The following is a 23,283-nucleotide window of genomic DNA, read 5'->3' as shown; positions in this document are numbered from 1 at the left end:
GTGAGGACAGAGCTGGGTGACGGCCGCCCCGTTGCCGCCAAGCGAACCCACCCCTGCCTGCCGACGAGCCCGCGGCTACGGCTTCACCTACTTCACCGCGACCGGGCCGCCCGGGCGATCGCCACGACGGCCTTCTCCAGGGCGTACTCCGGGTCGTCCCCGCCACCCTTCACCCCGGCGTCGGCCGCCGCCACCGCGCGCAGTGCCGTGGCCACGCCGTCCGCCGACCAGCCGCGAATCTGCTGCCGTACGCGGTCGATCTTCCAGGGCGGCATGCCGAGTTCGCGGGCGAGGTCGCCGGGGCGGGCGCCGCGCGGGGCGGAGGCCAGCTTGCCGATGGCGCGGACGCCCTGGGCGAGCGCGCTGGTGATCATGACGGGGGCGACTCCGGTGGCGATCGCCCAGCGCAGTGCCTCCAGCGCCTCGGCGGCGCGGCCCTCGACCGCGCGGTCCGCGACGGTGAAGCTCGATGCCTCGGCCCGCCCCGTGTAATAGCGCGCCACGATGGCCTCGTCGATCGTGCCCTCGACATCGGCGGTCAGCTGCGAACAGGCCGAGGCCAGCTCACGCAGATCGCTGCCGATCGCATCGACCAACGACTGGCAGGCCTCCGGCGTCGCCGAACGCCCGATCGCCCGGAACTCGCCCCGCACAAAGGCCAGCCGGTCGGCCGGCTTGGTCATCTTGGGGCAGGCCACTTCCCTCGCCCCGGCCTTACGGGCAGCGTCCAGCAGGCCCTTCCCCTTGGCGCCGCCGGCATGCAGCAGCACCAGCGTGATCTCCTCGGCGGGCGAGCCGAGATACGCCTTGACGTCCTTGATGGTGTCCGCGGACAGATCATGGGCGGCGCGCACGACGACGACCTTGCGCTCGGCGAAGAGCGAGGGGCTGGTCAGCTCGGCCAAGGTGCCGGGCTGGAGCTGGTCGGGGGTGAGGTCGCGCACATCGGTGTCCGCATCCGCCGCCCGGGCAGCCGCCACCACCTGCTGCACCGCACGATCCAGCAGCAGGTCTTCCTGGCCCACCGCGATCGTGACGGGGGCGAGCGGGTCGTCTTGAGCTGTCTTCCTGGCCATCGCGTCCAGCATCCCACGCCCCACTGACAACCCGCCCCGGACCGCTTTGACGCCCCGTCCCTGGCTGCTTCCCAAGCCAATCCCGGACCGCTGCCACAACCCGCCCCGGACGGATTTCGTGCCCCTGCCGGACAGGATCGCCATCCCCCTGTCGGACAATGGCCGGGTGAATGATGCTGCCCCACACCCACCACACGTACGGCATGTACTGGTCCTTCCCGACCGCGACGCAGCGGAGGAGGTCGCCGAGGCGCTGACCGAACGCTTCGGTGTCGCCGAGGAGCCCCAGCTCGTACGGGACGCCCTGGCCGGTGAGGACGACGCCGAGGATGCGCAGTGGCTGGTCGTGGTCGAAGACCCGGCCGCCGCCCACGACCCGGCGCGGCTGCACGACCTCGCGGCGGAGTACGAGGGCTGGCGCGAGGCCGAGTAACGACGGGCCCCGTGGCGACGAGTCGAGGGACGACGGGCCGCGTGGCGGCGGGCCACGCGACAGCGGACCGCATCACAACGATCCGCGGGGCACGAGCCACGAGCCACGGGTCCAAGCGCCGCTCCCGGGCGTCCGCACCCCGCCGACCACGGGCTCCTGTCCCAGGACGATCCCGAACTGCTCCCGGTAGACGGCGAGGACCTCGTCCTCGCCCACCTGGCGCTCATCCCGTGCACCGTCCGCCCCGGTGGTCACGAGCGTACGGCCGGAGAGCGTGATCCGGCCGGTCTCCGTCAGCCGGGAGCACACCAGGGACTGGGTGAAGTGCGACTTGGGTGAGGTCCGGTGCCACCAGCAGCCGGCCTCGAAGTCCATGTAGGCACGCGGACGTTGCTCAAGGCGGTACTGCGGATCGCCGTCCCTCAGCACATCGAGATCCCCCTCGCCCGTCTCCTCGATCCGGAACACACCGCCGGGATCGGGCTGCTCGGCCCGGCTGTCCCAGCGCAGCGGAAAGTGGCTGTGCCTGCCGAAGCCGACGTCCGCAAGCCACGGCCCGCTCGGCGTCCGGACGCACAGCGCAAGGTGGTCGTACGGGATCCCGGGCCCGTCGGCGCCGAACACGCGGGCGGGGAGCAGGTCGACCTCGTAACCGAGCGCGCCCAGGAGCATGGCGAAAGCGCCGTTGAGCTCGTAGCAGAAGCCGCCCCGCCGGGCGCCGACGATCTTGTCCAGCAGCGGCTGCTCCGCGAGCACGATCTCTTCGCCGAGGTGGATGGAGAGGTTCTCGAAGGGGACGGTACGCAGATGGCTGAGGTGCAGCGCATGCAGCGCGTCGGCATCGGGAGCCGCGGGGCGGGCGGCGCCGATCCGGGCGAGGTAGGCATCAGCGGCAGCGGTGTCCATCAGGTGCGCGTCCTCTCCGTGGCGAACCAGCGGCGGGTCCGTTCGACCGCCGAGGCGGGCGTTGCGGCAATGACGTCGGCGAGGGTCTGTGCGGCCAGCTCACGCCGCCAGGCCAGCTCGGCCTTGCGCATCGCCGTGGAGATTCCACAGGGCCTGCCGAACTCCCTGCCGGAGGCCTCGGCACCGGCCCCCCGCTGACGGATCTCGGTACAGCGAAAGGCGTCTTCGGTGCCCTCGATCGCGGCGACGACATCCATCAGCGTGATCCGCTCCGGCGGCCGCGCCAACTGGAAGCCGCCCCGCGCGCCTGGCGTGGAGCTCAGGATCCCGGCCCGAACCAGCGCCTGTAGCCGCTTGTTCAGGTAAGCCGCAGGCAACTCGAACGACGCCGCCAGCCGAGCGGTGGACACGGGCCCTTCCCCTTCGAGCCAGGCCAGCGTCACACAGCAGTGCAGGCCCCACTCGACGCCTTCACTCATCCTCATAATCTGGAGTCTACAGATCCTGGTTCAGCACCTCTGCGCGATACGCCCTCCCGCGATCCGCCCTCCGCAATCCCCCCTTCCGGCGTCGCCTGCTTGATCCATCGGGCCCTCTGCACAGCGCTTCCCGCCGCCTCCCGCCTGCGGAGCTGCTGGACTCTCCGGTCCGCGCGGCTGCTCGTGTACACCACGCCTACGTGGCTTCGCCGGTGCGTTCAGGAAGGTGTACGGAGGGGGCGGGGCCCGGCCCGGGTGCGGGCTCGTGGCTCGTGGTGGCTCCCGGAAGGGTTCGTATTCGGGGGACGGACGAGGGCAGCAGCCACAGAAGGCAGAGGGCGGCTCCGGCGGTGGCGATCCAGAGAGTGGGACGCAGCCCCAGAGCCGTGCCGAGTGCGCCGCCGGCCATCGCCCCGAGGGGGCGAAAGCCGTAGTTCAGGGTGCGGGACGCACCGGCGACGCGAGAGCGCAGGGCGTCCGGTATCAGCGCGGCGAGCAGTGAGCCGGAGGAGATGTCGACGAGCATCACACCGACGCTGGAGAGGAATTCGGCGAGGAAGAGCAGAGCGATGACCAGCGGAGTGGTACCGGCGGCCAGCGGGACGAGCAGGAGCGGCACGGTGAAGGCGGCGTAGCCGAGGAGGATGGTCGGACCGATACCGATACGGTGCACCACTCGTCCCGCGGCCGCCGCACCGATGAGTCCGCCGATCGCGCCACTCCCCAGAACCGTCCCTAACATGCCTGCACTTAAACCGAGTTCAGTGGTGGCGTAGAGCACGAAGAGGGTGTGGAACATGAGATTGAAGAACTGCACCGTCCCGGAGGCGGCGAACATTGCGCGCATCGTGGGATGCCGCAGCGCCCAGCGCAGTCCCTCGGTGACATAGCCCTTGGCCGACGGTGCGGGCGGCGGCTCGGTCGGGGCGATACGCGCCAGCAGCGCGGCGGAGTACAGAAAGGTCATTGCGTCGGCGAGCAGGGCCACCGGCGCGGCGAGCAACTGGACGAGCAGGCCGCCCGCGCCGGGCCCGCCGGCAAAGGCCATCGCGCGACTGCCGTTGAGCAGGGAATTGCCCGCGACAAAACGGCTCTTGGGAACGAGTGAGACGAAGAGAGTCGCATTGCAGATCTCGAAGAGGACGGTGCATCCACCGACCATGAAGGCGACGGCGTAGAGCTGGGCGAGAGTGAGCGCGCCCACGGCGTACGCGAGGGCCAGGGAGACGATCAGCAGTGCACGCAGCAGATCGGCAGCGATCATGATCCGTCGGCGCCGGACCCGCCGGTCGATCCAGGCGCCTGCCGGGAGACTCAACAGCAGGGCGGGGAGCAGCTCGGCGGTCTTGAGCAGGCCCATCTCGGCGGCGTCGGCGCCTAGGGCGAGGACGGCGACGAGCGGGATGGCGATGAGGGAAATCTGATCGCCGATGAGGGAGACGGACTGAGCCGTCCAGTAGCGGCGGAAAGCACGCTCCCGTAAGAGGGCGGGCACCCGGCTCGCTAACGGCCTCATGAGGCCCCGCCTTTGGCCGGGCTCGAACCCTCGGTCACGGCTGAGCCGTGAACCGAGGAACTCCCCGCGGTTGCGGCGCCACCTCCGGTCGCGGGCCCATCCCCGCCCGGATCTCCGTCCTCGGTACGGGATGCGCTGCCGCTCCGCGTCTCGAGGTGACGGACGAAGGCGACCCGCAGGAAGCTCACCAGCCGCGCATCGGCCGGCCGGGACTCCGGGTCCTGCAACCGGCCCGCATACGGACTGAGCAACTCCGTGACGCATTCGCCGAGTTCGGTGAGTTCGTCGGCGGTGAGATAGAGCGAGACATCTCCGTACTGCTCGGCCTGCTGCCATGCGCGGGGCAGGGCGGCGCGCTGCTCCAAGGCATGGGTCATCTTGGCGAAGTAGTTCTCGGCGAGCGCGACGTTCAGGGCCGTGGAGGCCTCGAAGACGTCGGGATCGTCGGAGTACTCCGGCCAGCCGGTGAACTGCGCCGTCGCCCGCCATGGCTTCTCCCGCCCCCGTCCGCCCTCGGCCTTCTCCACCAGGTCGTACTTGGCGAGCATCCGCAGGTGGTACGAGCAACTGGCGACGGACTCCCCCGTCAGCTCGGCCGCGCGGGTGGCGGTGAGCGGACCTTCGCGACGCAGCAGCCCGACCAGCTCCATGCGGGTGGGGTGGGCATAGGCGCGCAGCGCCCGCGGATCGGAGAGCTGAGTGCAGTCGGCGAACGGATCCGGCTGCGGCTGCAGTTCGCCCACCGCGTCGGACCTCACCGATTCGGTCTCCGTGGACCGCTCTGACTCCTTCTTCGCCATGATGTAAAGCTATCTTTAGAAAGGTTCCTTTACAAGGGTTCTCGGGGCGCCGGACGAACCTCTGGCGACGGGCCGCCGGAAACCTCTGGGGCAAGCCTGTGCCCTGCGCCGATCGCCGAATTCCGCCGAACGCCACCCGCCGACCGGGAAGGCGGACCGGGAGCGGCCGAACGGGCAGTGGTGGGCGCAAAAGGCGGCGTCTGCTCCGGCGCTTGCCCACCGGAAGGGCCCGGGGGCCGACACGGGTACGTGCACGGGTAGGGGCGCGTGAGCGACGGCTGCCGACCGTCCGCGCCTGGGGTCGACGCCCGCCGGCCTCACCGCCGCCGGATGTACCGCCGCCGGCTCGACGACCGCCGCCCGGACGAGTTCGGGTTCTCCGGTCGCCGACCAGGCGGGCCTTGATTCGGCGGCCGCTGACCGTCGCCGACAGCCTGGCCGTTGTGCCCAGGATCGCGATGGCTCCGTCGGTGTCCGTCCGCAGGACCCGGGCGCCCTGGGCGCGCAGCGCCGCGATGGTGCGGGGCGCCGGATGGCCGTACGGGTTGTCGGCGCCGCAGGAGATCAGGGCCAGGCGCGGGGCAAGCCGATGCAGCAGCGGTGGATCCTGGCTGGCGGAGCCGTGGTGTGCCACCTTCAGGACATCGACGCCGCCCAGCTCCGGATGGGCCGCCAACAGTGCCCGCTGTGCGGGTGGTTCGAGGTCACCCAGCAGCAGGAGGGTCAGCCCGCCCGTACGGACCAGGAGGGTGACGCTGGCGTCGTTGGGGCCGTCCACGGCGTCGAGGCCGGCCGGTTGGCTGTTGGGGTCGATGGGGCTGCCGGGGCCGGGGAGGTCGGGCGGAGCGGGTGGCCAGAGGACCTCCCAGGTGAGTGGGCCCAGCTGACGCCGCTCCCCCGGTTCGGCGCGGATGACCGGAACCCGGGCCGCGGCAGCCGTAGTGCGCACGAACTGCGCCTGCCCCGGCGGATCCTGGAGCGTCGTGGTCTCGATCGCACCGACCGAGCGGCCGCGGAGCGCTCCAGGGAGCCCGTCCACATGGTCGGCGTGGAAATGCGTCAGGACGAGGAGGGGGATACGGCGGACCCCCAGGTCGTTGAGGCAGCGGTCGATGGCGTGGGGCTCGGGCCCGGTGTCCACCACCAGCGCCGTACCGTCGCCGGCTGCCAGTACCAGGCCGTCGCCCTGCCCCACGTCGCAGACCACGGCCCGCCACCCGGGCGGTGGCCAGCCGGTGAGGACACGGGTGATCGGGGCGGGGCGGCACACCGCCAGAATCAGCGCCAGCGCGCAGAGCGCGCACAGCCAGGGGCGGCGCAGCACTCTGCGGGCGACCGGCACCAGGGCCACCGTGGCAGCCGCCAGCACCAGCCCACCGGTCCAGCCGCCCGGCCAGTCGAACTCCGCCCCCGGCAGCGCCGCACCTGTGCGGGCGACGCCGGCGATCCACTCGGCAGGCCAGCCCGCGCACCACGTCAGCGCCTGGGCGACCGGCAGGGCGACCGGGGCGGCGGCGAGGGCCGCGAAGCCCAGCACCGTTGCGGGAGCCACGGCCAGTTCGGCCAGCAGATTGCAGGGCACCGCGACCAGGCCCACCCGGGCCGCCAATACGGCGACGACCGGTGCGCAGACCGCCTGGGCAGCGGCCGCGGCGGCGATCACCTCGGCGATCCGGGGCGGCACCCGACGGCGCTGGAGCGCAGCACTCCAGCGCGGCGCGAGCAGTAACAGTGCGCCGGTGGCCAGGACGGACAGCAGAAAGCCATAGCTACGGGCCAGCCAAGGGTCGTAGAGCACCAGGAGCAGCACCGCGGCGGCGAGGGCCGGGACCAGCGAGCGGCGGCGGCCGGTGCCGATCGCCAGCAGTGTGATCAGGCCGCAGGCGGCGGCCCGCAGCACGCTGGGGTCCGGACGGCACACCACGACGAAGGCGAGGGCAAGCGCGCCGCCGATGACGGCCGTGCCGCGCAGCGACAGCCCCAGACGCGGTGCCAGCCCGCGTCGCTCGGCGCGCGTCGCGAGGTGGGGCGGCCCGATCAGCAGGGCGAGCACAATCGTCAGATTGCTGCCGGAAACGGCCAGCAGATGCGTCAGATCGGTGGCACGAAAGGCGTCGTCGAGATCCGGCGGCACACGCGAGGTGTCCCCCACCACGAGCCCCGGCAACAGCGCTCGGGCATCGGGACGCAGCCCGTCGGTGGCCTCCCGCAACCCGGCACGCAGATGCCCCGCCAGCCGCTGAAGGGAGGACGGCGCACCGACCTTGACCGGCGGCGCATTGGCGGTGATCCGCAGCACGGCGGCAACCTCGTCGGTCGGGGACAGCGGCGGTACGGCGCGCGCCACCACCCGGATACGTGTCGACGGCAGCAGCCCGCGCCATGCCGACGCGATGCTCCCGCGAGCTTCGGGGCCGCGCTCATCGCCGCCGCCTCCGCGTTGCCGTACGACCACCAGCGTCGGCGTCCGTACGGCGGTGATCGCGCCGTCCGGTGTCGTGACGCGGACGGCCTCGGCAGTGAACACCAGTACCGGGGGCGTCCGTCGGGAGCCTCGCACCTTGGGGCGGGTCAGATGTGGATCGCCGGTCACTTCCAGCTCCGCCGTGACCCCCGCGTAGCGCTCCGCCAGGGCCGGCAGCGGCCCGCGCCGCACATCCGACGCATGCAGTGCCGCCGACGCAGCCCCAGCCGCGGCACACAGCAGCACCGCGGCCAGGGCCACGAACGCCCCTGCGGACCAGCGGCGGGGAGAGCGGGGACGGCGCGCCCCCGCCGTTCGCCGGGTGTCGTCGGCCCGAGGCCCGACGACGGACCTCTCCGCCCCCTCCGCCCACTCCTCCACCTCCACCTCCTCAGCCTCGTCCGGGGCACGCTCCGCCTCCTCCGGGGCACGCTCCGCCCTGCGTCGCACCACGGCCACCCGCAACGCGAACACCGCGAGCCCTGCGGCCCCGCAACAGGCCACCGCCACTCCCCCGCCGGGAGCACCCAGGCTGATCACCGCGCCCGCCCAGGCCGCCAGTGCGGGCGCGACCAGCCGTAGATCGGCCGGGCCCTCCTGATGCGGGTCCGAGGCGCCGTGCGGTGACGCCGCCGCGGCATGCACCGTGGCGCGGGCATCGGTCATGGCTGCACCAGGGGGCGTAGATCGGCGAAGCGGCGGTCACCGATGCCGGTCACCTGGCGGAGCTGGTCCACCGAGGTGAACCCCCCATGCTGGGTGCGGAATTCGATGATGTGCCGGGCCAGGACAGGTCCCACTCCGGGCAGGGAGTCGAGCTGCTGCTCGGTCGCCGTGCCGAGGCTGACCGGACCGGCCGGGCCGGCCTGACCGCCCCCGGGGCTGGGCTGTCCACCCCCCGGCCCACCGTCCCCCGCACCGACGGGACCGGCACCACCTCCGGCCGCACCGGCCGCGCCCACCACGATCTGTTCGCCGTCGGTCAGCAGGCGCGCCCGGTTCAGCCCGCGGGTGCTCGCTCCGCGCAGCACCCCGCCCGCGGCCCGTAGCGCATCGATCACCCGCGACCCCGGTGGCATCCGGTGGATTCCGGGGTGCCGCACCTTGCCCGTGACATCGACGACCAGCTGCCGCCCCGCACCGCCCGGCGGGCCATGCGCCATCGCAGCGGCGGACGAGGACGATGACGGCGGCGACGGTGAGCGTGGCCCGGGGCCGCCTGCCACCGCGGACCGTTCGGCCGCCGGGGCCCGTACCGGCTCGGGGCGACCGGTCCAGAAGTGCTGCACGGCGAATCCCACGGCCACCACGAACACCAGGACCAGGGCGACGAGCGCCTTCGGGTCGGTACCGCAGCGTAACTGCACCCAGAGCGGGAGCCGTTCACGCACCGCAAGCCATGCCCGCCCCCGACGGCCCGGGCCCGGCGGATCGTTCCCGGGGCCCGGCGGATCGTGCCCAGGACCCGGCGGCCCCGCCCCGGCCACCGCACCCGGATCACCGAAGATCGCCGCAACCCGGGCCCGCACCCGCTCACGCTCCACCTCCCGCCGCTCCGACGCACGGGAGGGAGCCGAGGGACCGGCGGGAGCGGCGAGCACCGACGCAGGGGACGAAGCCCAAGAAGCCGAAGAAGCCAACGAAGCTGAGGCAGCCGCGGTAGTCGAAGAAGCCAACAAAGCAGAAGAAGCAGGCGAGTTGGAGGAGAACGCCGAAGGCGGCGGCGCGGACAAGGCCGACGCACCTGACGGGCCGGACGCCGTTGACCAGGCCGGCGAGGCCATCCACGCGGATCGAGAGGAGTTCATACCGATCGACGCTAGGCACCTCGCGCAGATCTCGCCGCGCCGCCGCAAATCCGGTGGATGACGCCCCGGTTGTGGATAGCCCCGTCACCCACAGGGCAAACCCACCGCCCCTCTCACCGAGGCGACACCACAGCCCCCAGCAGCCCCGGCCCCGTGTGCGCGCCGATCACCGCGCCGACCTCGCTCACATGGAGCTCATGGAGCCCCGGCACCCGCTCCCGGAGCCGCTGGGCCAGGGCCTCCGCACGCTCCGCCGCGTCGAGATGGTGGACCGCGATGTCCACCTGGCCCCCGCCCGCCCGCTCCACGGCGATCTCCTCGAGCCGTGCGATGGCCTTGGACGCCGTACGGACCTTCTCCAGCAGCTCGATCCGCCCGTCGGCCAGTTGAAGGAGCGGTTTGACGGCGAGCGCGGAGCCGAGCAGCGCCTGCGCCGTGCCGATCCGGCCGCCACGGCGCAGATAGTCGAGGGTGTCGACGTAGAAGTAGGCGGAGGTGCCCGCGGCGCGCTTCTCCGCGGCGGCGACCGCCTCGTCGATGTCCCCGCCCGCCTCCGCCGTCTCCGCGGCGGCGAGGGCGCAGAAGCCGAGAGCCATGGCGACCATCCCGGTGTCCACGACGTGTACGGGTACCGGCGCTTCCCTGGCCGCCAGCACCGCCGCGTCGTAGGTGCCGGAGATCTCCGAGGAGAGGTGGAGCGAGACGATGCCGCCCGCGCCGGCCGCCGCGATCTTGCGGTACGTGTCCGCGAACACCGTGGGGCTGGGCCGGGAGGTCGTCACGGGCCGGCGCTTCTGGAGCGCCTGGGCGACGGATCTCGCGGAGATCTCGGTGCCCTCTTCCAGGGCCCGGTCCCCCAGGACGACGGTCAGCGGAACGGCCGTGATGCGGTGACGCTCGACAGCCGTCCGCGGCAAGTAGGCCGTGGAATCGGTGACGATCGCGACATGGCGGGACATGACTGGGAGGTTATCCGGGGATCTCGGCGCCGCACAGTGCGGGCTCCTCCCCAAGATCTTCCAGGTTTCCCCAAGGCTCTGCCAAGAGCCCCGGAAAATGCGGCCGTCCCGGCCCTCAGATCCTCGCAGATGCGCCGATGCTCGCCGCTCCCGGCCTCACCGCAGTCTCCCCCGGGGCCCCGCCCCGCCCCCACCCCACCCCTCACCCCGCTGATGTCTTGCGTGCGGGCTCACAGCCTCACGTCGTCCCCTCCGTGCGCGGTGCCTTCTGCCACGGGTAGGACGGCTGGGTGCGCGGGTCCTGGGCGGCGGTGATCGCCGGCGGGTCCTCAGAATCCGGGCCCCAGGAGTTGCCGCTGCCGGCCGAAGTCTGGCCCGCCCCCTGGCCCTGCCCCTGCCCCGGGCGGCGCTCCTGTACGGGCTCCCGCAGCGGGTCCTCGGCACCCTCGGCCCGGGTCCAGTGACGCAGCGCTCCCGACTCCACATCGATCTGGTCGCTCAGCGAGGCGAGATCGTCGTCCGCGAACTTGCGGGCGCGGTCGCGCGCGGCCCAGCGCAGCGACTCCGCGGAGTGCGTGATCCGTTCCAGACGCTCGCGGAATTCCGGGAGCCGGGCGGCGATGGTGGCCCGGTCAGGCTCACGTTCGAGCCGCTTGAGCTCATCGTCGAGCTCATGGCCATGGACGCTCAGACGCTCGAAGAGCCCGATCGCCTCGCTGAGGGAGGCATCCTCCGAGGAACCGCTGTGGAGCGCCTCCTGGGTGGCGCGCATGGACGTGCGCAGCGAGAGGCGCAGCTGTGCCAGTTCGCCGACCACACCGGGCTGGGCGAACTGCCGGGCCCGGAGGGTGGTGTCCTCGACGGTTCTGCGGGCCTGGGCGACCGTCCGGTCCACACCGGCCTTGGCCGCCTTCACGGCCTTGACCGTGACGAACACCCCTGCCAGGACGAACAGCACAAAGAGCAGCCCGAAGACGGCAACAGCAGCTTCCATGGGCTCTCCCCAGACGTCTCGGCGGCGCCGGTTCCTCGCCCGCGCCCCTGTACCTCCACGGTAAACGGCCAGGGCCGGTCACGGGTTCCGGACGAACCCCCAACCTGCCCGTAGGGGAAAACACCCATGGCGCCCGTGAAGCACCACATCCGCGCGCCCCGGGGCCGCGCCCCGGGGCCGCCCGCCCGAGGCCGCACGTCCGGAATGGCTCCGTCCCGCAAGGCCACCGCGGCGCCGAAGTTCCACCGGCACGCGGTCACCGGACCCGCGGAGCGCCACGGCACCCGAAACCTCGGCCTCGGCCCCCGAAACCTCGTCCTCAGGCGCCCGGGACCGTCCCCGGGCGCCCGACGGCGGCCTACGCCGGGACGATGTTCACCAGCTTCGGCGCCCGGACGATGATCTTCCGGATGCCCGCGCCGTTCAGCGCCGCGACCACGGCGGGCTCGGCCAGTGCCGCCGTCTCCAGGTCCGCCTCGGAGATCGACGGCGCGACCTCCAGGCGTGCCTTGACCTTGCCCTTGATCTGCACGACGCAGGTCACGGTCTCGTCGACGACATACGCCGGGTCGGCGACCGGGAAGTCCGCGTGCACCACGGTGCCGGTGTGGCCCAGCTTGTGCCACAGCTCCTCGGCGATGTGCGGGGCCAGCGGGGCGATCAGCAGCACCAGCTGCTCCGCGACGGTGCGCGGGACCCGGCCGCCCGCCTTGGTCAGGTGGTTGTTCAGCTCGGTCACCTTGGCGATGGCAGTGTTGAAGCGCAGGTTCGCCATGTCCTGGGTGACGCCGTCGATCGCCTTGTGCAGGGCCCGCAGGGAGTCCTCGTCCGGCTCGGTGTCGACGACGGTGACCTCGCCGGTCGCCTCGTCCACGACATTGCGCCACAGGCGTTGCAGCAGGCGGTACTGGCCGACGACGGCCCGGGTGTCCCACGGCCGCGACACATCCAGCGGGCCCATCGCCATCTCGTACAGGCGCAGGGTGTCCGCGCCGTACTCGGCGCAGATCTCGTCGGGGGTGACGGCGTTCTTCAGAGACTTGCCCATCTTGCCCAGGACGCGGCTGACCTTCTCGCCCTGGTAGTAGTAACCGCCGTCGCGCTCCTCGACCTCGGTCGCCGGGACGGCGATGCCGCGGCTGTCCCGGTAGACGAAGGCCTGGATCATGCCCTGGTTGTACAGCTTGTGGAACGGCTCGGAGGACGAGACATGTCCCAGGTCGTGCAGCACCTTGGACCAGAAGCGGGCGTACAGCAGGTGCAGTACGGCGTGCTCCGCGCCGCCCACGTACAGGTCGACGCCGCCGGCCGGCCGGCCGTCGCGCGGTCCCATCCAGTACTGCTCGATGTCCGGGGCGACCAGCGCGTCGGCGTTGCCGGGGTCCAGGTAGCGCATCTCGTACCAGCACGAACCCGCCCAGTTGGGCATGGTGTTGGTCTCGCGCCGGTAGCGCTTGATGCCGTTGCCGTCGCCCAGGTCCAGGTCGACATGGACCCAGTCCTCGTTACGGGACAGCGGGGTCTCCGGCTGGGTGTCGGCGTCGTCCGGGTCGAAGGTGCGCGGGGAGTAGTCCTCGACCTCGGGCAGCTCCAGCGGCAGCATCGACTCGGGCAGCGCGTGCGCCACGCCGTCCTCGTCGTAGACGATCGGGAACGGCTCGCCCCAGTAGCGCTGCCGGCTGAACAGCCAGTCGCGCAGCCGGAAGTTGACGGTGCCCTCGCCGATGCCCTGGCCGGCCAGCCAGGCGGTGATCTTCGCCTTGGCCTCCTCGACGCCCAGGCCGTCCAGCGAGATCGTCTCACCGGACGAGTTGACGATCTTGGCGTCGTACGAGGCGAAGGCGTCGTCCCAGGCCGAGGGGTCGGTGCCGCGGTCGTCCGACGGCTCGACGACACAGCGCATCGGCAGCTCGAAGGCGCGGGCGAAGGCGAAGTCGCGGCTGTCGTGCGCGGGGACGGCCATGATCGCGCCGGTGCCGTAGCCCATCAGGACGTAGTCGGCGATGAAGACCGGGACCTGCTCGCCGCTGACCGGGTTGGTCGCGAAGGCGCCGGTGAAGACGCCGGTCTTGTCCTTGGCCTCGGCCTGCCGCTCGACGTCCGACTTGGACGCGGCCTGCTTGCGGTACGCGGCGACGGCGTCGGCCGGGGTGGCGTGTCCGCCGGTCCAGACGTCGTGGGTGCCCTCGGGCCAGGCGTCCGGAACGATCGGGCCGGTGCCGGAGCCATTGTCGGAGCCGGCGACCAGCGGGTGCTCGGGCGCCAGCACCATGTACGTCGCGCCGAACAGGGTGTCCTGGCGGGTGGTGAAGACGGTGATCTTGTCGTCACCCACCGGGAAGTCGACCCGGGCGCCCTCGGAGCGGCCGATCCAGTTGCGCTGCTGGAGCTTGATGGCCTCCGGCCAGTCCAGCGCGTCCAGGTCGTCCAGCAGCCGGTCGGCGTAGGCGGTGATGCGCATGTTCCACTGGCGCAGCTTGGCCTTGAAGACCGGGTAGTTGCCGCGCTCGGAGCGGCCGTCGGCGGTGACCTCCTCGTTGGCCAGCACCGTGCCCAGGCCGGGGCACCAGTTGACCGGCGCGTCCGAGGCGTACGCCAGGCGGTACTCGCCCAGGACATTGGCCCGCTCGAGGGGGCTCAGCCCGGTCCAGGGCCGGCCGTCGGGGGTCTGGCGGGCGCCGGCCTCGAACTGGGCGACCAGGGTGTCGATCGGGCGGGCCGCGTCCGCCTCCGGGTCGTACCAGGAGTTGAAGATCTGGAGGAAGATCCACTGGGTCCACTTGTAGTACGCCGGGTCGATCGTCTCGACCGAGCGGCGCTGGTCGTGGCCCAGGCCCAGGCGGCGCAGCTGGCGCCGCATGTTCACGATGTTGGCCTCGGTGGAGACCCGCGGGTGGGTGCCGGTCTGCACCGCGTACTGCTCGGCGGGCAGGCCGAAGGCGTCGAAGCCCAGCGTGTGCAGGACGTTGTGGCCCGTCATGCGCTGGTGGCGGGCGTATACGTCGGTGGCGATGAAGCCCAGCGGGTGGCCGACGTGCAGACCGGCACCCGACGGGTAGGGGAACATGTCCATGATGAACTTCTTGGGGCGGGCCACCAGCTCGGCGTCGCCGGCCAGCTCCCCCTTGGGGTTCGGGGCCTCGTAGGTCCCGTCGGTCTCCCAGAAGTCCTGCCAGCGCGCCTCGATGTCGGCGGCCAGCGCGGCCGTATAGCGGTGCGGCGCTGCCGTCTCGGCAGCGGTAGTCGTCTCGCTCATCGTCCTCAAAGCTCCATCGATCGTCTCTGCCTGCGGAAACGCGCCAAAATCCCCGGCACGCCGGAAACAAAAAGACCCCTCGCACAGGAGGGGACGCCGCGCCGATTCCGACGGGTTCTGTCATCCGTCGGTACTGATCAGCGCGGCCCGCTAAGCAGAAGGCGTACGGCACGCATGGCGTCAGGGTACCGCAGGGCGTACGGGGCCCGCGCTGAGGATTCCCCCAACACGGGCCCCGCCCCCGTTACCCCTTGCCCCTACCGCCGCTCCACCGGGGCCACGGACGGCGCGGGGAGGCGGTGCCGTGCCCCGGTGTCAGGGGCGGTAGGAGCTGACATATCCGGCGCCCGGCGAGCCCACGCCCGTGACGTCGTCATAGCCGACGCCCGCATGCAGGGAGCTGTCCTTGCCCAGGCTGCGCAGCGAGGTCGTGGTGCCCTCGCCGGCGTCGGTGCCGTTGACGTAGTCGACGCGGACGACCGCCAGGTCACGGCCGGCACCCAGCGGGTGGTCGGTGACGTCGTGGTAGGCGGCGGTGCCGTAGCGCTGGTAGATGCCGGGGTTGGCGAAGCCGATGGCGACGCCGTGCCGGGCCTGCTGGGCGAGCGCCTGGACGCCCGCGATCACCGGCGCGGCCAGCGAGGTGCCGCCGATGCGGTACTCGTCATAGCCGAGCTTTCCGCCCGGCAGGGTCTGGGTCTGGCCGACCAGGAAGCCGGTGTTGGGGTCGGCGACCGCGGCGATGTCCGGGACGGTGCGCATCGCGCCGCCGCCGTTCGCCTTCGCGAGCCCGTCCGGCACGATGCCGCGCTGGTAGAAGGGCTGCCCGACGGTCTTGCTGGTGCCGCCGCCTGCGCCGCTGTTGAAGGCGCCGGGGAATCCGGTCCAGTCGTTGCCGTCCTTGGAGAGCGCCGCCTTCAGGGTGCCCCAGCCGGTCTCCCACTGGTAGGCCTCGTGCTTGCCGACGGCCAGGGAGGTACCGCCGACCGCGGTCACCCAGGCGGAATTCGCCGGGGTATCGACCTGCTTGGTGCCGGTGTTGGCGACCTCGTCACCGTTGTCGCCCGAGGAGAAGTAGAAGCCGATGCCCTGCACCGCGCCCTGCTGGAAGAGCTGGTCGTAGGCGGCGGCCACGTCCGGGGTCTCGTTCGCCTCGATGTCGCCCCAGGAGTTGGAGACGATGTCGGCGAGGTGCCCGTCGACGATCTTGCCGAGCGAGTCGAGCAGATCGTCGTCCATACAGGAGGCGCCGCCGACATAGACGATGTCGGAGTCGGGGGCGACCGCGTGGACGGCCTCGACGTCCAGGGTCTCCTCTCCGTACCAGCCGGCCGCGCCGCACTCCTCGATGTGCGTGTAGTCCGCGGGCAGCACCTGGGAGAGCTGGCCGCGGCGGTAGCGGGGGTCACCGTTGCGGGCGGCGTACTTGGCGGCGTCCTGGGCGATGGTCGGCGAGGCGTAGGCGTCGGTGATCGCGACGGTGACGTTCTTGCCGGTCCACTTCTTCGCCCCGTAGGCGGCGCGCAGCTGCCTGCCGGTGTAGCCCTTGATCGCGTACGGCGCCTTGCCCCCGTAGGTGGACGGCAGCTTCTTGTCGGTCCTGGAGCCGTAGTACGAGGAGAACGGGCCGGAGTTGCGGAAGACCCCTTCCGGCGGCGGCAGTTCGCTGGAGTGGTGCTTGGCCGGCCGCGGCGCGTTGTTCAGGCCGGTGACCGTCAGCACCGCGCCGGCCAGCGAGGCGGGCGCGGAGGCGGTGGTCGACGGGGCGTGGTACGTGTGGCCGTTCTTGCGGTAGTTGTGCAGGTCGGTGGCGAAGGCCCGCTCGGCGGCGGCCACGTCGCCCGTGATCGTCACATACCGGTTGGTGGTGCCGGTGACCGTCAGGCCGGACTTCTTCAGCCAGCCGGTCACCTTGGCTATCTGGTCGTGCGTGGCACCGTAACGGGCGCGCACCTGGGCGGGGCTCAGGTAGTTCCCGTACGCGGCGGAGTGCGGGTCGGACACGGACCGGGCGTAGTCCGCGAGCCCCTTGGCGTCACGGCCGGCCAGGTAGACGCGGGCGGTGACGGCCGCGGAAGCGGAGGTGGCGCCCTGGTCGGCCTGCCGGGTGGCCCACAGGGGCTTGGTGCCCGCCAGCGCGTGCCGTCCGGCGTCGTGGCCCGCGGCGTCGGCGGCGGGTGTGCCGAGCGCGAGCGCACCGGCGACCAGCGGCAGCGTCGCTGCCCAGGCCAGACCGGCGCGGGCGGGCAGTGATCTGGTGCGGCTTGATCTCATGTAACCCCCTGCTGTGGCGATGCGGTGCGCCGCGGGGTGCCGCGCTGCGCCGGTGCGCAGGCGCGCGGCACCGCACGAGCGGTGAATGCGCGGGATGTGACGCTCGCGCGATGCGTCACTCTTTCGGTGAACCGTTCATGTCAGGGGCATGCGAGCACCAAGAAGAGACCAAGGAATGGCAAGCACTGACCAGGAATGGGCATGGAGCGAACACTCAACTCGTCATAACGGACGGCTCACTGACCGGAAATCAGCGCAATCCCGGACGAACCCCGCCGGGCGCGAACGGCCAGGACACCTTGGCCCCGCACACGCACAACAGAGCGGGCCGTCCGCATCGGACGACCCGCTCTGTTCACTGTGGAGCTAAGGAGAATTGAACTCCTGACCTCCTGCATGCCATGCAGGCGCTCTACCAACTGAGCTATAGCCCCGTATTCTGTTCCCGCCCGGTTCCCCGCTGCGGCATCGCCTACATTACACGGACCTCCCCGGCTTCTGCCAAATCGTTCTGCCCGGGGCCTCTCGGCGCGACGCGCGGTACTGTCGGCGATCCGTGTCCGATTCGTCCAGGGGAGCCGTACGCCGTGACCGCGCTGGAGCTGGAAGCGCCCACCGAGCCCGGCGGCGCCCGCCCCGGCAGGAGTCTCGTCCGCCGGTATCCGACCCGTACGGCGGCCCTCGCCTGCCTGGTCTCGTTCACCGTCTTCTGGGTCGCGCAGCGCCTCGCGCACGTGACGATGCTCGACCTCATGGTCTACCGCGCCGAGGGCTTCACCGTCCGCAACGGCGAGTCCCTCTACGACATGGTGGCGACCTCGGCACACCTGCCCAACACCTACCCGCCCTTCGCGGCGCTGCTGTTCACCCCGCTCACCCTCCTCGGCGTCCCGGAGATGCGCGCCCTCGCCACCGCCGGCAACCTCCTGCTGCTCGTCGCCGTCGTCCACCTCTCGCTGCGCCTGGCCGGCCGGCCCCACAGGCTCCCCCGGCCGGCCGCGGCCCTCGCGGTCTCGGCGCTGCTGGTGTGGTGCGAGCCGGTGTGGACGACGCTGCGCTACGGCCAGATCAACCTTCTGCTCGCCGCGCTCGTGCTGTGGGACCTGACCCGCAAGGACACCCACCGGCTCGCGGGCATCGGTATCGGTACCGCGGCCGGCCTCAAGCTGACCCCGGCGCTGTTCGCCGTATTTCTCGCCGTGGCCGGCGCCGTCCGCGCCGGGCAGCTGCTCCGCTCCGGCGCGGGGGCGCGGGCCGCCTGGAATTCCTGGCTGCGGCAGGCCGCCGTCGCCACCGGCACCTTCCTGGCCACCGCCCTCCTCTCCGCGCTCGCGCTGCCACGCGACTCGCACCGCTTCTGGACCGAGATCGTCTTCGCCGCCGACCGGGTCGGCGAGGTGGAGATCACCGCGAACCAGTCGCTGCGCGGCGCCCTCGCCCGGCTGCTGCACACCCACGATGCGGGCACCGCCTGGATCGTGGTCGCCGTTCCGGCCGCGGCCCTCGGTCTGGCGCTCGCCGCCGGATCGCTGCTGCGCGGGCAGCGCGCCTGGGCGGCCGTCGCCTGCGCCGCGACCGCTCTCCTGGTCAGCCCGATCTCCTGGTCCCACCACTGGGTGTGGTGCGTACCGATGGTGATCCTGCTCGGCTCCGAGGCGCTACGGCGGAGCGGCACCGCCGCCCGCCGCTGGTGGGCTGCCACCGCCGGCCTGGGCCTGCTGTTCTGCTCGTTCGCGCTGTGGTGGGTGCCGCACCGCTGGCACCACCACGAGGAACTGCACCAGAACGGCGCCCAGATGCTGCTCTCCGACGTCTATCCGATCGCCGGTCTTGCGCTGCTGGCACTGACCGGGGCCCGGCTGTGGCGGCCCGGCGGGCGACCGGGGCGGAACAGCGAGCCCCGGCCTGCCGATACCGGCAGTGGCACATGAACCTTCTGCCCACACTGCCGGATTGAGCCGTGGGGTGGGGCTGCGGAGTGGGGCTGCGGGATTGAGCCACGGGACGGAGCGGTGAGAGTCGCACATGTGTCACAACGGCGCGCCCCTCGACGGCCGTTCCGCCTGACCGAAACCGCTCGAGAATGCTCGCAGACGCTCGGGACCGCTCATCCCTGACCGATACTGCCCGACTCTGGACGGAACTGTCCTGTACCGCCCTGAGGGTTGCCCGAGTCGGCGTCCGACAGAGAAAACGGACACCGGACCGGGCGGACGGTCCCTAGGCCTCCACGGGGGGAAAGCCCGCCCACGCCCCCGCTCAGGCCGTCGCGAACGAGTAGAAACGCTTCAGCGTGCAGTGCTCGTCCAGCAGCCGCCCGTAAATCGGCTCCCCGTCGAGCTCACGGTAGGTCTCGATGGGGTCGCCTTTTATGACCAGGGCGCGGGCGCATTCCTCGCACCAGTACTGGTAGTCGGCGTTGACCGGTTCCATGTCACGGACGATCGGCGTACCGCTGCCGCACCAGTCACATTTCCTGCTGTGGGCGCCCATCCATCAGCTCCAACTGTGGCCGCAGGCCGTACAAACGAAGGAAATGCCCCCGTTGGCCCCCAGCACCTGCGCCACATGGGAGGAGCGGCAGGAGGGGCATTGCAGAGCGGAACCGTCGCTGCCGCTGCCCGAGGGGAGGGGGCCGTCAACGGGGCAGGTGAAGCGGAGCGCATATTCCGGCAGCCAGTCATAACCTTGCGCCTCGGCCACTTCGAGCAGGTCATTGACCTCCTCGAGGATGCTCGTGGGCATCGCGATCTCTCCTCCCCTGCCGGCGCCGTCCGATTCTGCCACGGACCACGGACCGGGTCAGGTCCGCCTTCTCGTCATCCCGGCCGACCCGCCCACCGCCGCCGCACCCGCCAGCGCGAGCATGCTCCCCCATAGTGCCCGCGACGGCGCACCGACTCCCGCCTCCGCCAGCCGATTAGGGAAGAGTGTCCCGAAAAGGGAGGTCCCCAGCAGCAGTCCGACCTGGTTGACGGTCACCACGAGACCGCTCGCATCCGCCGCGTGCTCCGTGCGTACGGACCCCAACGCGGCGGCAAGATTGGGGCTGTGGGCGAAACCGAGGCCCGCACCGATGGCGCCGTACGCGACAAACAGCCGGACGCCGCCTCCGGCCCCGCCGTCCTTGAACGCCAGCCCGATCCCCGCCAGCGCCGCGGACACCACCACGAACCCGCCCGGGACCAGGAAGGGATGCAGCCGCCGGGGCAGCCGCCGCCACCACAGCCCCACCGCCCCGTAGGCGAGCGCCGTGGGGACGAAGGTCAGCCCGGTGCGCAGCGCGCTGTAGTGGAGGGCGTTCTTGAAGTGCAGCGTCAGCACGAACATATAGCCCGCGTTGACGGCCATCACCAGGGCAAGGCGGACCACCGCCAGCGGCATCCCGGGCGCGCCGAGCACCCGCGGCGCGATCAGCGGCGCCCGCCCCGCCGCGCACGCCGGGCCTCGTACACCGCGAACGCCCCAGCAGCACCCCACCGGCGGCGAGCGACCACCACGTCCACACCGGCCGGCCCGCCTCCTGACCGAGCACCAACGGCACCGTCACCAGTACCAGCGCCCCCGCGAGCAGGGCCAGGCCCGGCAGATCCGGCCCCGTATACGTGCGCTGGATGATCCCCAGCACCTGCGGGATCATCACCGCCGCACCCGCTCCCTGAACGGCCCGAAAGGCGATCAACTGCCCGGTCCCCGCGGCCAGTCCACAGGCCGGCGAGGCCCCGGTGAAGACCGCGAGCCCGGCCAGGAACGTCCGCCGCGGGCCGAGCAGTTCGCCGATCCGTGCGCCGGTCATCAGCAGCGCCGCATACGTGATCGTGCAGGCGGCGATCACAAGTTGCAGCGCGGCACCCGAAGCGTCCAGGTCGGCGCCGATCGACGGGGCCGCGACATTGACGATGAAGGCGTCGAGCAGCATGGTGGTCTCGGCCCGGCGACGGCGTCCCGAGCTGGCGGCCTTCTTGCGCGTCCGCCGCGCCCGGGTGACCCCTCAGGCCGTCGGCATGCCCCCGGGGCTGCGCCGCCGCACCCCCGGTCTGCGCCGCGAGGAGGTCGCCCAGCTCTCCGGTGTCGGCGTGACCTGGTACACCTGGCTGGAGCAGGGCCGTCCCATCAACGCCAGCGGCCAGGTGCTGGACGCCGTTGCCCGTACGCTCCGGCTGGACGACGCCGAGCGCGAGCATCTCTACCACCTGGCAGAGGTCCCGTATGCCCCCGCCCGTGAGGCGGACGCGCGGTCGGTCGGCCCGGAGGTGCAGGGCATCATCGCGGCGCTGGTGCCGCTGCCCGCGGTGGTCTACAACGCCCGTTATGACGTCCTGGCCTCCAATACGGCCTACCAAGAGGTCTTCCCCACCGTCGCGTTGGCGCGTGGTCCGGCCCGCAACGTCCTGTGGCAGCTCTTCACCACACCTCCCTGCTGCTGCACGATCCTCAACCGCGACGAGGAGTTCCCCGCCCTCGTGGCGCAGTTGCGCAGTTCGTACGGGCGGCATGTGGGCGAGCCGGCGTGGGAGTCGCTGATCGGGCGGCTGTCGCGGGTCAGCGCGGATTTCGCGCGGCTGTGGGAGGTCGGGGACGTCTCGCCGCCGCGGAACCGCAGGAAGGTGATCCAGCATGCCTCGGTCGGTGAGATACGGCTGGTCTTGACGTCACTGGCGGTGGGCGGCGTCCCGGAGACCCGGATCGTCGTCTGCACCCCGGCCGACGAGGAGAGCCGGGAGCTGACGGAGGCGCTGCGCGGCATCCATGATCCACTGATCGGCTGCCTGGAGCATCTGCGGCCCGCCTCCCGGGCCCGCGCGGAGCTGGAGCAGCGATGGGAGCGCAGCGGCGGCGCGCTGACCACGACCCCGGCCGGTGAGGGATCCCGTGTGGTGAGGGATCCCGTATAACGCAGAGATCCCGCCTCCGTCTGGAGGCGGGATCTTCCGGGTTGTGGAGCTAAGGAGAATTGAACTCCTGACCTCCTGCATGCCATGCAGGCGCTCTACCAACTGAGCTATAGCCCCGGGTCTTGTTCCGCTCCCCCGGGTTTCCCCCGGCGGCGCCGCGAACAAGAAGAACTTTAGCCTGCGACCTGCCCGGATGTGAAATCCAGTCGGCCGGGGCCGCCCTGCGGGGTCAGTCGTCGTCGCCGAGCACCGGCACCGGCAGGGTGCCGGCGTTGTGCTCCATCAGGCGCCAGCCGCGCGCGCCCTCGCCCAGCACGGACCAGCAGCAGTTCGACAGACCGCCCAGGCCCTCCCAGTGATGGGCCTCCAGGCCGAGCAGCCGGCCGATGGTGGTACGGATCGTGCCGCCGTGACTGACGACGACCAGGGTGCCGTTCTCGGGCACCTTGTCGGCGTGGTTGAGCACGACGGGAGCGGCCCGGTCGGCGACCTCGGTCTCCAGTTCGCCGCCACCGCGCCGCACCGGCTCACCGCGCTTCCAGGCGGTGTACTGCTCGCCGTACTGCGCGAGGATCTCGTCGTGCGTCAGGCCCTGCCACGAGCCCGCGTAGGTCTCCCGCAGGGCTGCGTCATGCGTCACGTCGAGCCGGGTGAGCGCGGCCAGCTCGTCGGCGGTCGCCGCGGCCCGTTGCAGGTCGGAGGCGATGATGGCGTCCGGTCCGAGGGCGGCGAGCAGCCGGGCGGCACGGCGGGCCTGGCCGAGGCCCTCCTCGGTCAGCTCGATGTCCGTCGACCCCTGGAAGCGGCGCTCCAGATTCCAGGCCGTCTGGCCGTGGCGCCAGAGGACGATGCGGCGGCCCCGGCCGCCCTTGGTGCCGTTCAGAGCAGCTCTCCGTCCTGCTCGCCCGCCGTCGCGTCGGCGTGCTCCGCGGCCTTGCCGCGGGTGGCCTTGGCCTCCTCGGGAAGGTCGATCTCGGGGCAGTCCTTCCACAGGCGCTCGAGCGCGTAGAAGACGCGCTCCTCGCTGTGCTGGACGTGCACCACGATGTCGACGTAGTCCAGCAGCACCCAACGGGCCTCGCGGTCGCCCTCACGGCGGACCGGCTTGACGCCGAGGTCCTTGTTGAGCCGTTCCTCGATCTCGTCGACGATCGACTTGACCTGGCGGTCGCTGGGCGCCGAGGCCAGCAGGAAGGCGTCGGTGATCGAGAGGACGTCGCTGACGTCGTACGCGATGATGTCGTGCGCGAGCTTGTCGGCCGCGGCCTGGGCGGCGGCGTTGATGAGCTCGATGGAACGGTCCGTGGCGGTCACAAGCGGCTTTCCGGGTCGAGGGGCAGCCTTTCCGGCCCGGCGGGGCAGCTGGCTCACTGCTGAGCCGCGGCGCGCGCCGCAGTCCCCATGGGCGACCGGATCGGCAGTC

General features: G+C 71.8%; 19 protein-coding genes, 2 tRNA genes and 2 pseudogenes. 4 read left to right on the top strand and 19 right to left on the bottom strand.

The window, feature by feature from the left end:
- Window positions 1-92: 92 nt before the first annotated feature.
- Complete coding sequence (gene holA / locus IF67_RS0110670) at window positions 93-1,076, bottom strand: DNA polymerase III subunit delta (protein ID WP_037839180.1); 984 nt, start codon at window positions 1,074-1,076, stop codon at window positions 93-95.
- Between the two features lie 148 nt (window positions 1,077-1,224).
- Between holA and IF67_RS0110665 the strand changes: the two genes are divergently transcribed.
- Complete coding sequence (locus tag IF67_RS0110665) at window positions 1,225-1,509, top strand: hypothetical protein (protein ID WP_374210904.1); 285 nt, start codon at window positions 1,225-1,227, stop codon at window positions 1,507-1,509.
- 72 nt (window positions 1,510-1,581) lie between these two features.
- Here IF67_RS0110665 and IF67_RS0110660 read toward each other — a convergent pair whose 3' ends face one another.
- The 6 genes and pseudogenes from IF67_RS0110660 to IF67_RS0110635 form a co-directional block, all read right to left on the bottom strand.
- The gene (locus IF67_RS0110660; RefSeq protein WP_051817872.1) at window positions 1,582-2,415 is read right to left on the bottom strand and encodes an arylamine N-acetyltransferase family protein; all 834 of its coding nucleotides are present in this window, start codon (window positions 2,413-2,415) and stop codon (window positions 1,582-1,584) included.
- Complete coding sequence (locus tag IF67_RS0110655; RefSeq protein WP_030984451.1) at window positions 2,415-2,900, bottom strand: RrF2 family transcriptional regulator; 486 nt, start codon at window positions 2,898-2,900, stop codon at window positions 2,415-2,417. Before IF67_RS0110655 ends, IF67_RS0110660 begins: the two co-directional genes overlap by 1 nt.
- Window positions 2,901-3,090: 190 nt before the next feature.
- Window positions 3,091-4,410, bottom strand: coding sequence for an MFS transporter (locus IF67_RS0110650; protein WP_051817869.1), 1,320 nt, complete (start codon window positions 4,408-4,410; stop codon window positions 3,091-3,093).
- On the bottom strand, window positions 4,407-5,210 hold the full coding sequence (locus tag IF67_RS0110645; RefSeq protein WP_063754324.1) for a winged helix-turn-helix domain-containing protein: 804 nt from the start codon (window positions 5,208-5,210) through the stop codon (window positions 4,407-4,409). The genes IF67_RS0110650 and IF67_RS0110645 overlap by 4 nt, the downstream gene beginning before the upstream one ends.
- A 424-nt stretch (window positions 5,211-5,634) precedes the next feature.
- Window positions 5,635-8,340 (bottom strand): annotated as a pseudogene (locus IF67_RS41310) (ComEC/Rec2 family competence protein); the annotation flags it as partial.
- On the bottom strand, window positions 8,337-9,065 hold the full coding sequence (locus tag IF67_RS0110635) for a helix-hairpin-helix domain-containing protein (RefSeq protein ID WP_051817867.1): 729 nt from the start codon (window positions 9,063-9,065) through the stop codon (window positions 8,337-8,339). The gene IF67_RS0110635 and the pseudogene IF67_RS41310, both read right to left, overlap by 4 nt.
- A gap of 307 nt (window positions 9,066-9,372) precedes the next feature.
- Between IF67_RS0110635 and IF67_RS43645 the strand changes: the two genes are divergently transcribed.
- Window positions 9,373-9,543 (top strand): hypothetical protein, encoded by a 171-nt coding sequence (locus IF67_RS43645; protein WP_158713068.1) that lies wholly within the window; start codon window positions 9,373-9,375, stop codon window positions 9,541-9,543.
- A gap of 52 nt (window positions 9,544-9,595) precedes the next feature.
- Here IF67_RS43645 and IF67_RS0110625 read toward each other — a convergent pair whose 3' ends face one another.
- The 5 genes from IF67_RS0110625 to IF67_RS0110605 form a co-directional block, all read right to left on the bottom strand.
- Window positions 9,596-10,441 carry a DegV family protein gene (locus tag IF67_RS0110625; protein ID WP_030984445.1) on the bottom strand — a complete coding sequence of 282 codons (846 nt, stop codon included), beginning with the start codon at window positions 10,439-10,441 and terminating at the stop codon, window positions 9,596-9,598.
- Between the two features lie 238 nt (window positions 10,442-10,679).
- Window positions 10,680-11,435 (bottom strand): hypothetical protein, encoded by a 756-nt coding sequence (locus IF67_RS0110620; protein WP_030984443.1) that lies wholly within the window; start codon window positions 11,433-11,435, stop codon window positions 10,680-10,682.
- A 358-nt stretch (window positions 11,436-11,793) separates the two neighbouring features.
- Window positions 11,794-14,691, bottom strand: coding sequence for a leucine--tRNA ligase (locus tag IF67_RS0110615; protein WP_030984441.1), 2,898 nt, complete (start codon window positions 14,689-14,691; stop codon window positions 11,794-11,796).
- A 315-nt stretch (window positions 14,692-15,006) separates the two neighbouring features.
- On the bottom strand, window positions 15,007-16,965 hold the full coding sequence (locus IF67_RS0110610) for a S53 family peptidase (protein ID WP_030984439.1): 1,959 nt from the start codon (window positions 16,963-16,965) through the stop codon (window positions 15,007-15,009).
- A 361-nt stretch (window positions 16,966-17,326) separates the two neighbouring features.
- Window positions 17,327-17,399 (bottom strand) — tRNA-Ala (locus IF67_RS0110605).
- Between the two features lie 153 nt (window positions 17,400-17,552).
- Here IF67_RS0110605 and IF67_RS0110600 point away from each other — a divergent pair.
- Window positions 17,553-18,896: a glycosyltransferase 87 family protein gene (locus IF67_RS0110600; protein ID WP_030984437.1), complete on the top strand. Its 1,344-nt coding sequence runs from the start codon at window positions 17,553-17,555 to the stop codon at window positions 18,894-18,896.
- Window positions 18,897-19,224: 328 nt separating this feature from the next.
- Here the strand turns inward: IF67_RS0110600 and IF67_RS0110595 are convergent, their stop codons facing one another.
- From IF67_RS0110595 to IF67_RS46210, 4 genes and pseudogenes are all read right to left on the bottom strand, one after another.
- Entirely contained in the window at window positions 19,225-19,458 is a 234-nt protein-coding gene (locus IF67_RS0110595) for a hypothetical protein (RefSeq protein ID WP_004571982.1), read from the bottom strand.
- Window positions 19,459-19,461: 3 nt separating this feature from the next.
- The gene (locus tag IF67_RS0110590; protein WP_030984435.1) at window positions 19,462-19,710 is read right to left on the bottom strand and encodes a hypothetical protein; all 249 of its coding nucleotides are present in this window, start codon (window positions 19,708-19,710) and stop codon (window positions 19,462-19,464) included.
- Window positions 19,711-19,767: 57 nt separating this feature from the next.
- The gene (locus IF67_RS46215) at window positions 19,768-20,367 is read right to left on the bottom strand and encodes an MFS transporter (RefSeq protein ID WP_051817865.1); all 600 of its coding nucleotides are present in this window, start codon (window positions 20,365-20,367) and stop codon (window positions 19,768-19,770) included.
- Window positions 20,368-20,605: 238 nt separating this feature from the next.
- Window positions 20,606-20,884 (bottom strand): annotated as a pseudogene (locus tag IF67_RS46210) (MFS transporter); the annotation flags it as partial.
- Between IF67_RS46210 and IF67_RS0110580 the strand changes: the two are divergent.
- Entirely contained in the window at window positions 20,883-21,860 is a 978-nt protein-coding gene (locus IF67_RS0110580) for a helix-turn-helix transcriptional regulator (RefSeq protein WP_063754323.1), read from the top strand. The pseudogene IF67_RS46210 and the gene IF67_RS0110580 overlap by 2 nt on opposite strands.
- Window positions 21,861-21,904: 44 nt before the next feature.
- On the opposite strand, the gene IF67_RS0110575 is transcribed toward IF67_RS0110580, so the two are convergent.
- The 3 genes from IF67_RS0110575 to rsfS form a co-directional block, all read right to left on the bottom strand.
- Window positions 21,905-21,977: transfer RNA gene (locus IF67_RS0110575), tRNA-Ala, on the bottom strand.
- Window positions 21,978-22,089: 112 nt separating this feature from the next.
- Window positions 22,090-22,743 carry a histidine phosphatase family protein gene (locus tag IF67_RS0110570; protein ID WP_030984433.1) on the bottom strand — a complete coding sequence of 218 codons (654 nt, stop codon included), beginning with the start codon at window positions 22,741-22,743 and terminating at the stop codon, window positions 22,090-22,092.
- A complete protein-coding gene (rsfS, locus tag IF67_RS0110565) occupies window positions 22,740-23,174 on the bottom strand; it encodes a ribosome silencing factor (RefSeq protein WP_030984431.1) in 435 nt (144 codons plus the stop codon). The genes IF67_RS0110570 and rsfS overlap by 4 nt, the downstream gene beginning before the upstream one ends.
- Window positions 23,175-23,283 lie beyond the last annotated feature (109 nt).

The sequence above is a fragment of the Streptomyces sp. NRRL S-1813 genome (assembly GCF_000719605.1).
In the GTDB taxonomy this organism is placed as follows: domain Bacteria; phylum Actinomycetota; class Actinomycetes; order Streptomycetales; family Streptomycetaceae; genus Streptomyces; species Streptomyces decoyicus.
Note: the sequence above shows the minus strand (reverse complement) of the source record. Positions and strands in the feature narration are given on the sequence as shown.

What these genes read in the sequence shown, in the direction of transcription:
- holA (WP_037839180.1), bottom strand. Translation starts at nt 1,076, where the DNA reads ATGGCCAGGAAGACAGCTCAAGACGACCCGCTCGCCCCCGTCACGATC.
- IF67_RS0110660 (WP_051817872.1), bottom strand. Translation starts at nt 2,415, where the DNA reads ATGGACACCGCTGCCGCTGATGCCTACCTCGCCCGGATCGGCGCCGCC.
- IF67_RS0110655 (WP_030984451.1), bottom strand. Translation starts at nt 2,900, where the DNA reads ATGAGGATGAGTGAAGGCGTCGAGTGGGGCCTGCACTGCTGTGTGACG.
- IF67_RS0110650 (WP_051817869.1), bottom strand. Translation starts at nt 4,410, where the DNA reads ATGAGGCCGTTAGCGAGCCGGGTGCCCGCCCTCTTACGGGAGCGTGCT.
- IF67_RS0110645 (WP_063754324.1), bottom strand. Translation starts at nt 5,210, where the DNA reads ATGGCGAAGAAGGAGTCAGAGCGGTCCACGGAGACCGAATCGGTGAGG.
- IF67_RS0110625 (WP_030984445.1), bottom strand. Translation starts at nt 10,441, where the DNA reads ATGTCCCGCCATGTCGCGATCGTCACCGATTCCACGGCCTACTTGCCG.
- IF67_RS0110620 (WP_030984443.1), bottom strand. Translation starts at nt 11,435, where the DNA reads ATGGAAGCTGCTGTTGCCGTCTTCGGGCTGCTCTTTGTGCTGTTCGTC.
- IF67_RS0110615 (WP_030984441.1), bottom strand. Translation starts at nt 14,691, where the DNA reads ATGAGCGAGACGACTACCGCTGCCGAGACGGCAGCGCCGCACCGCTAT.
- IF67_RS0110610 (WP_030984439.1), bottom strand. Translation starts at nt 16,965, where the DNA reads ATGAGATCAAGCCGCACCAGATCACTGCCCGCCCGCGCCGGTCTGGCC.
- IF67_RS0110595 (WP_004571982.1), bottom strand. Translation starts at nt 19,458, where the DNA reads ATGGGCGCCCACAGCAGGAAATGTGACTGGTGCGGCAGCGGTACGCCG.
- IF67_RS0110590 (WP_030984435.1), bottom strand. Translation starts at nt 19,710, where the DNA reads ATGCCCACGAGCATCCTCGAGGAGGTCAATGACCTGCTCGAAGTGGCC.
- IF67_RS0110580 (WP_063754323.1), top strand. Translation starts at nt 20,883, where the DNA reads ATGGTGGTCTCGGCCCGGCGACGGCGTCCCGAGCTGGCGGCCTTCTTG.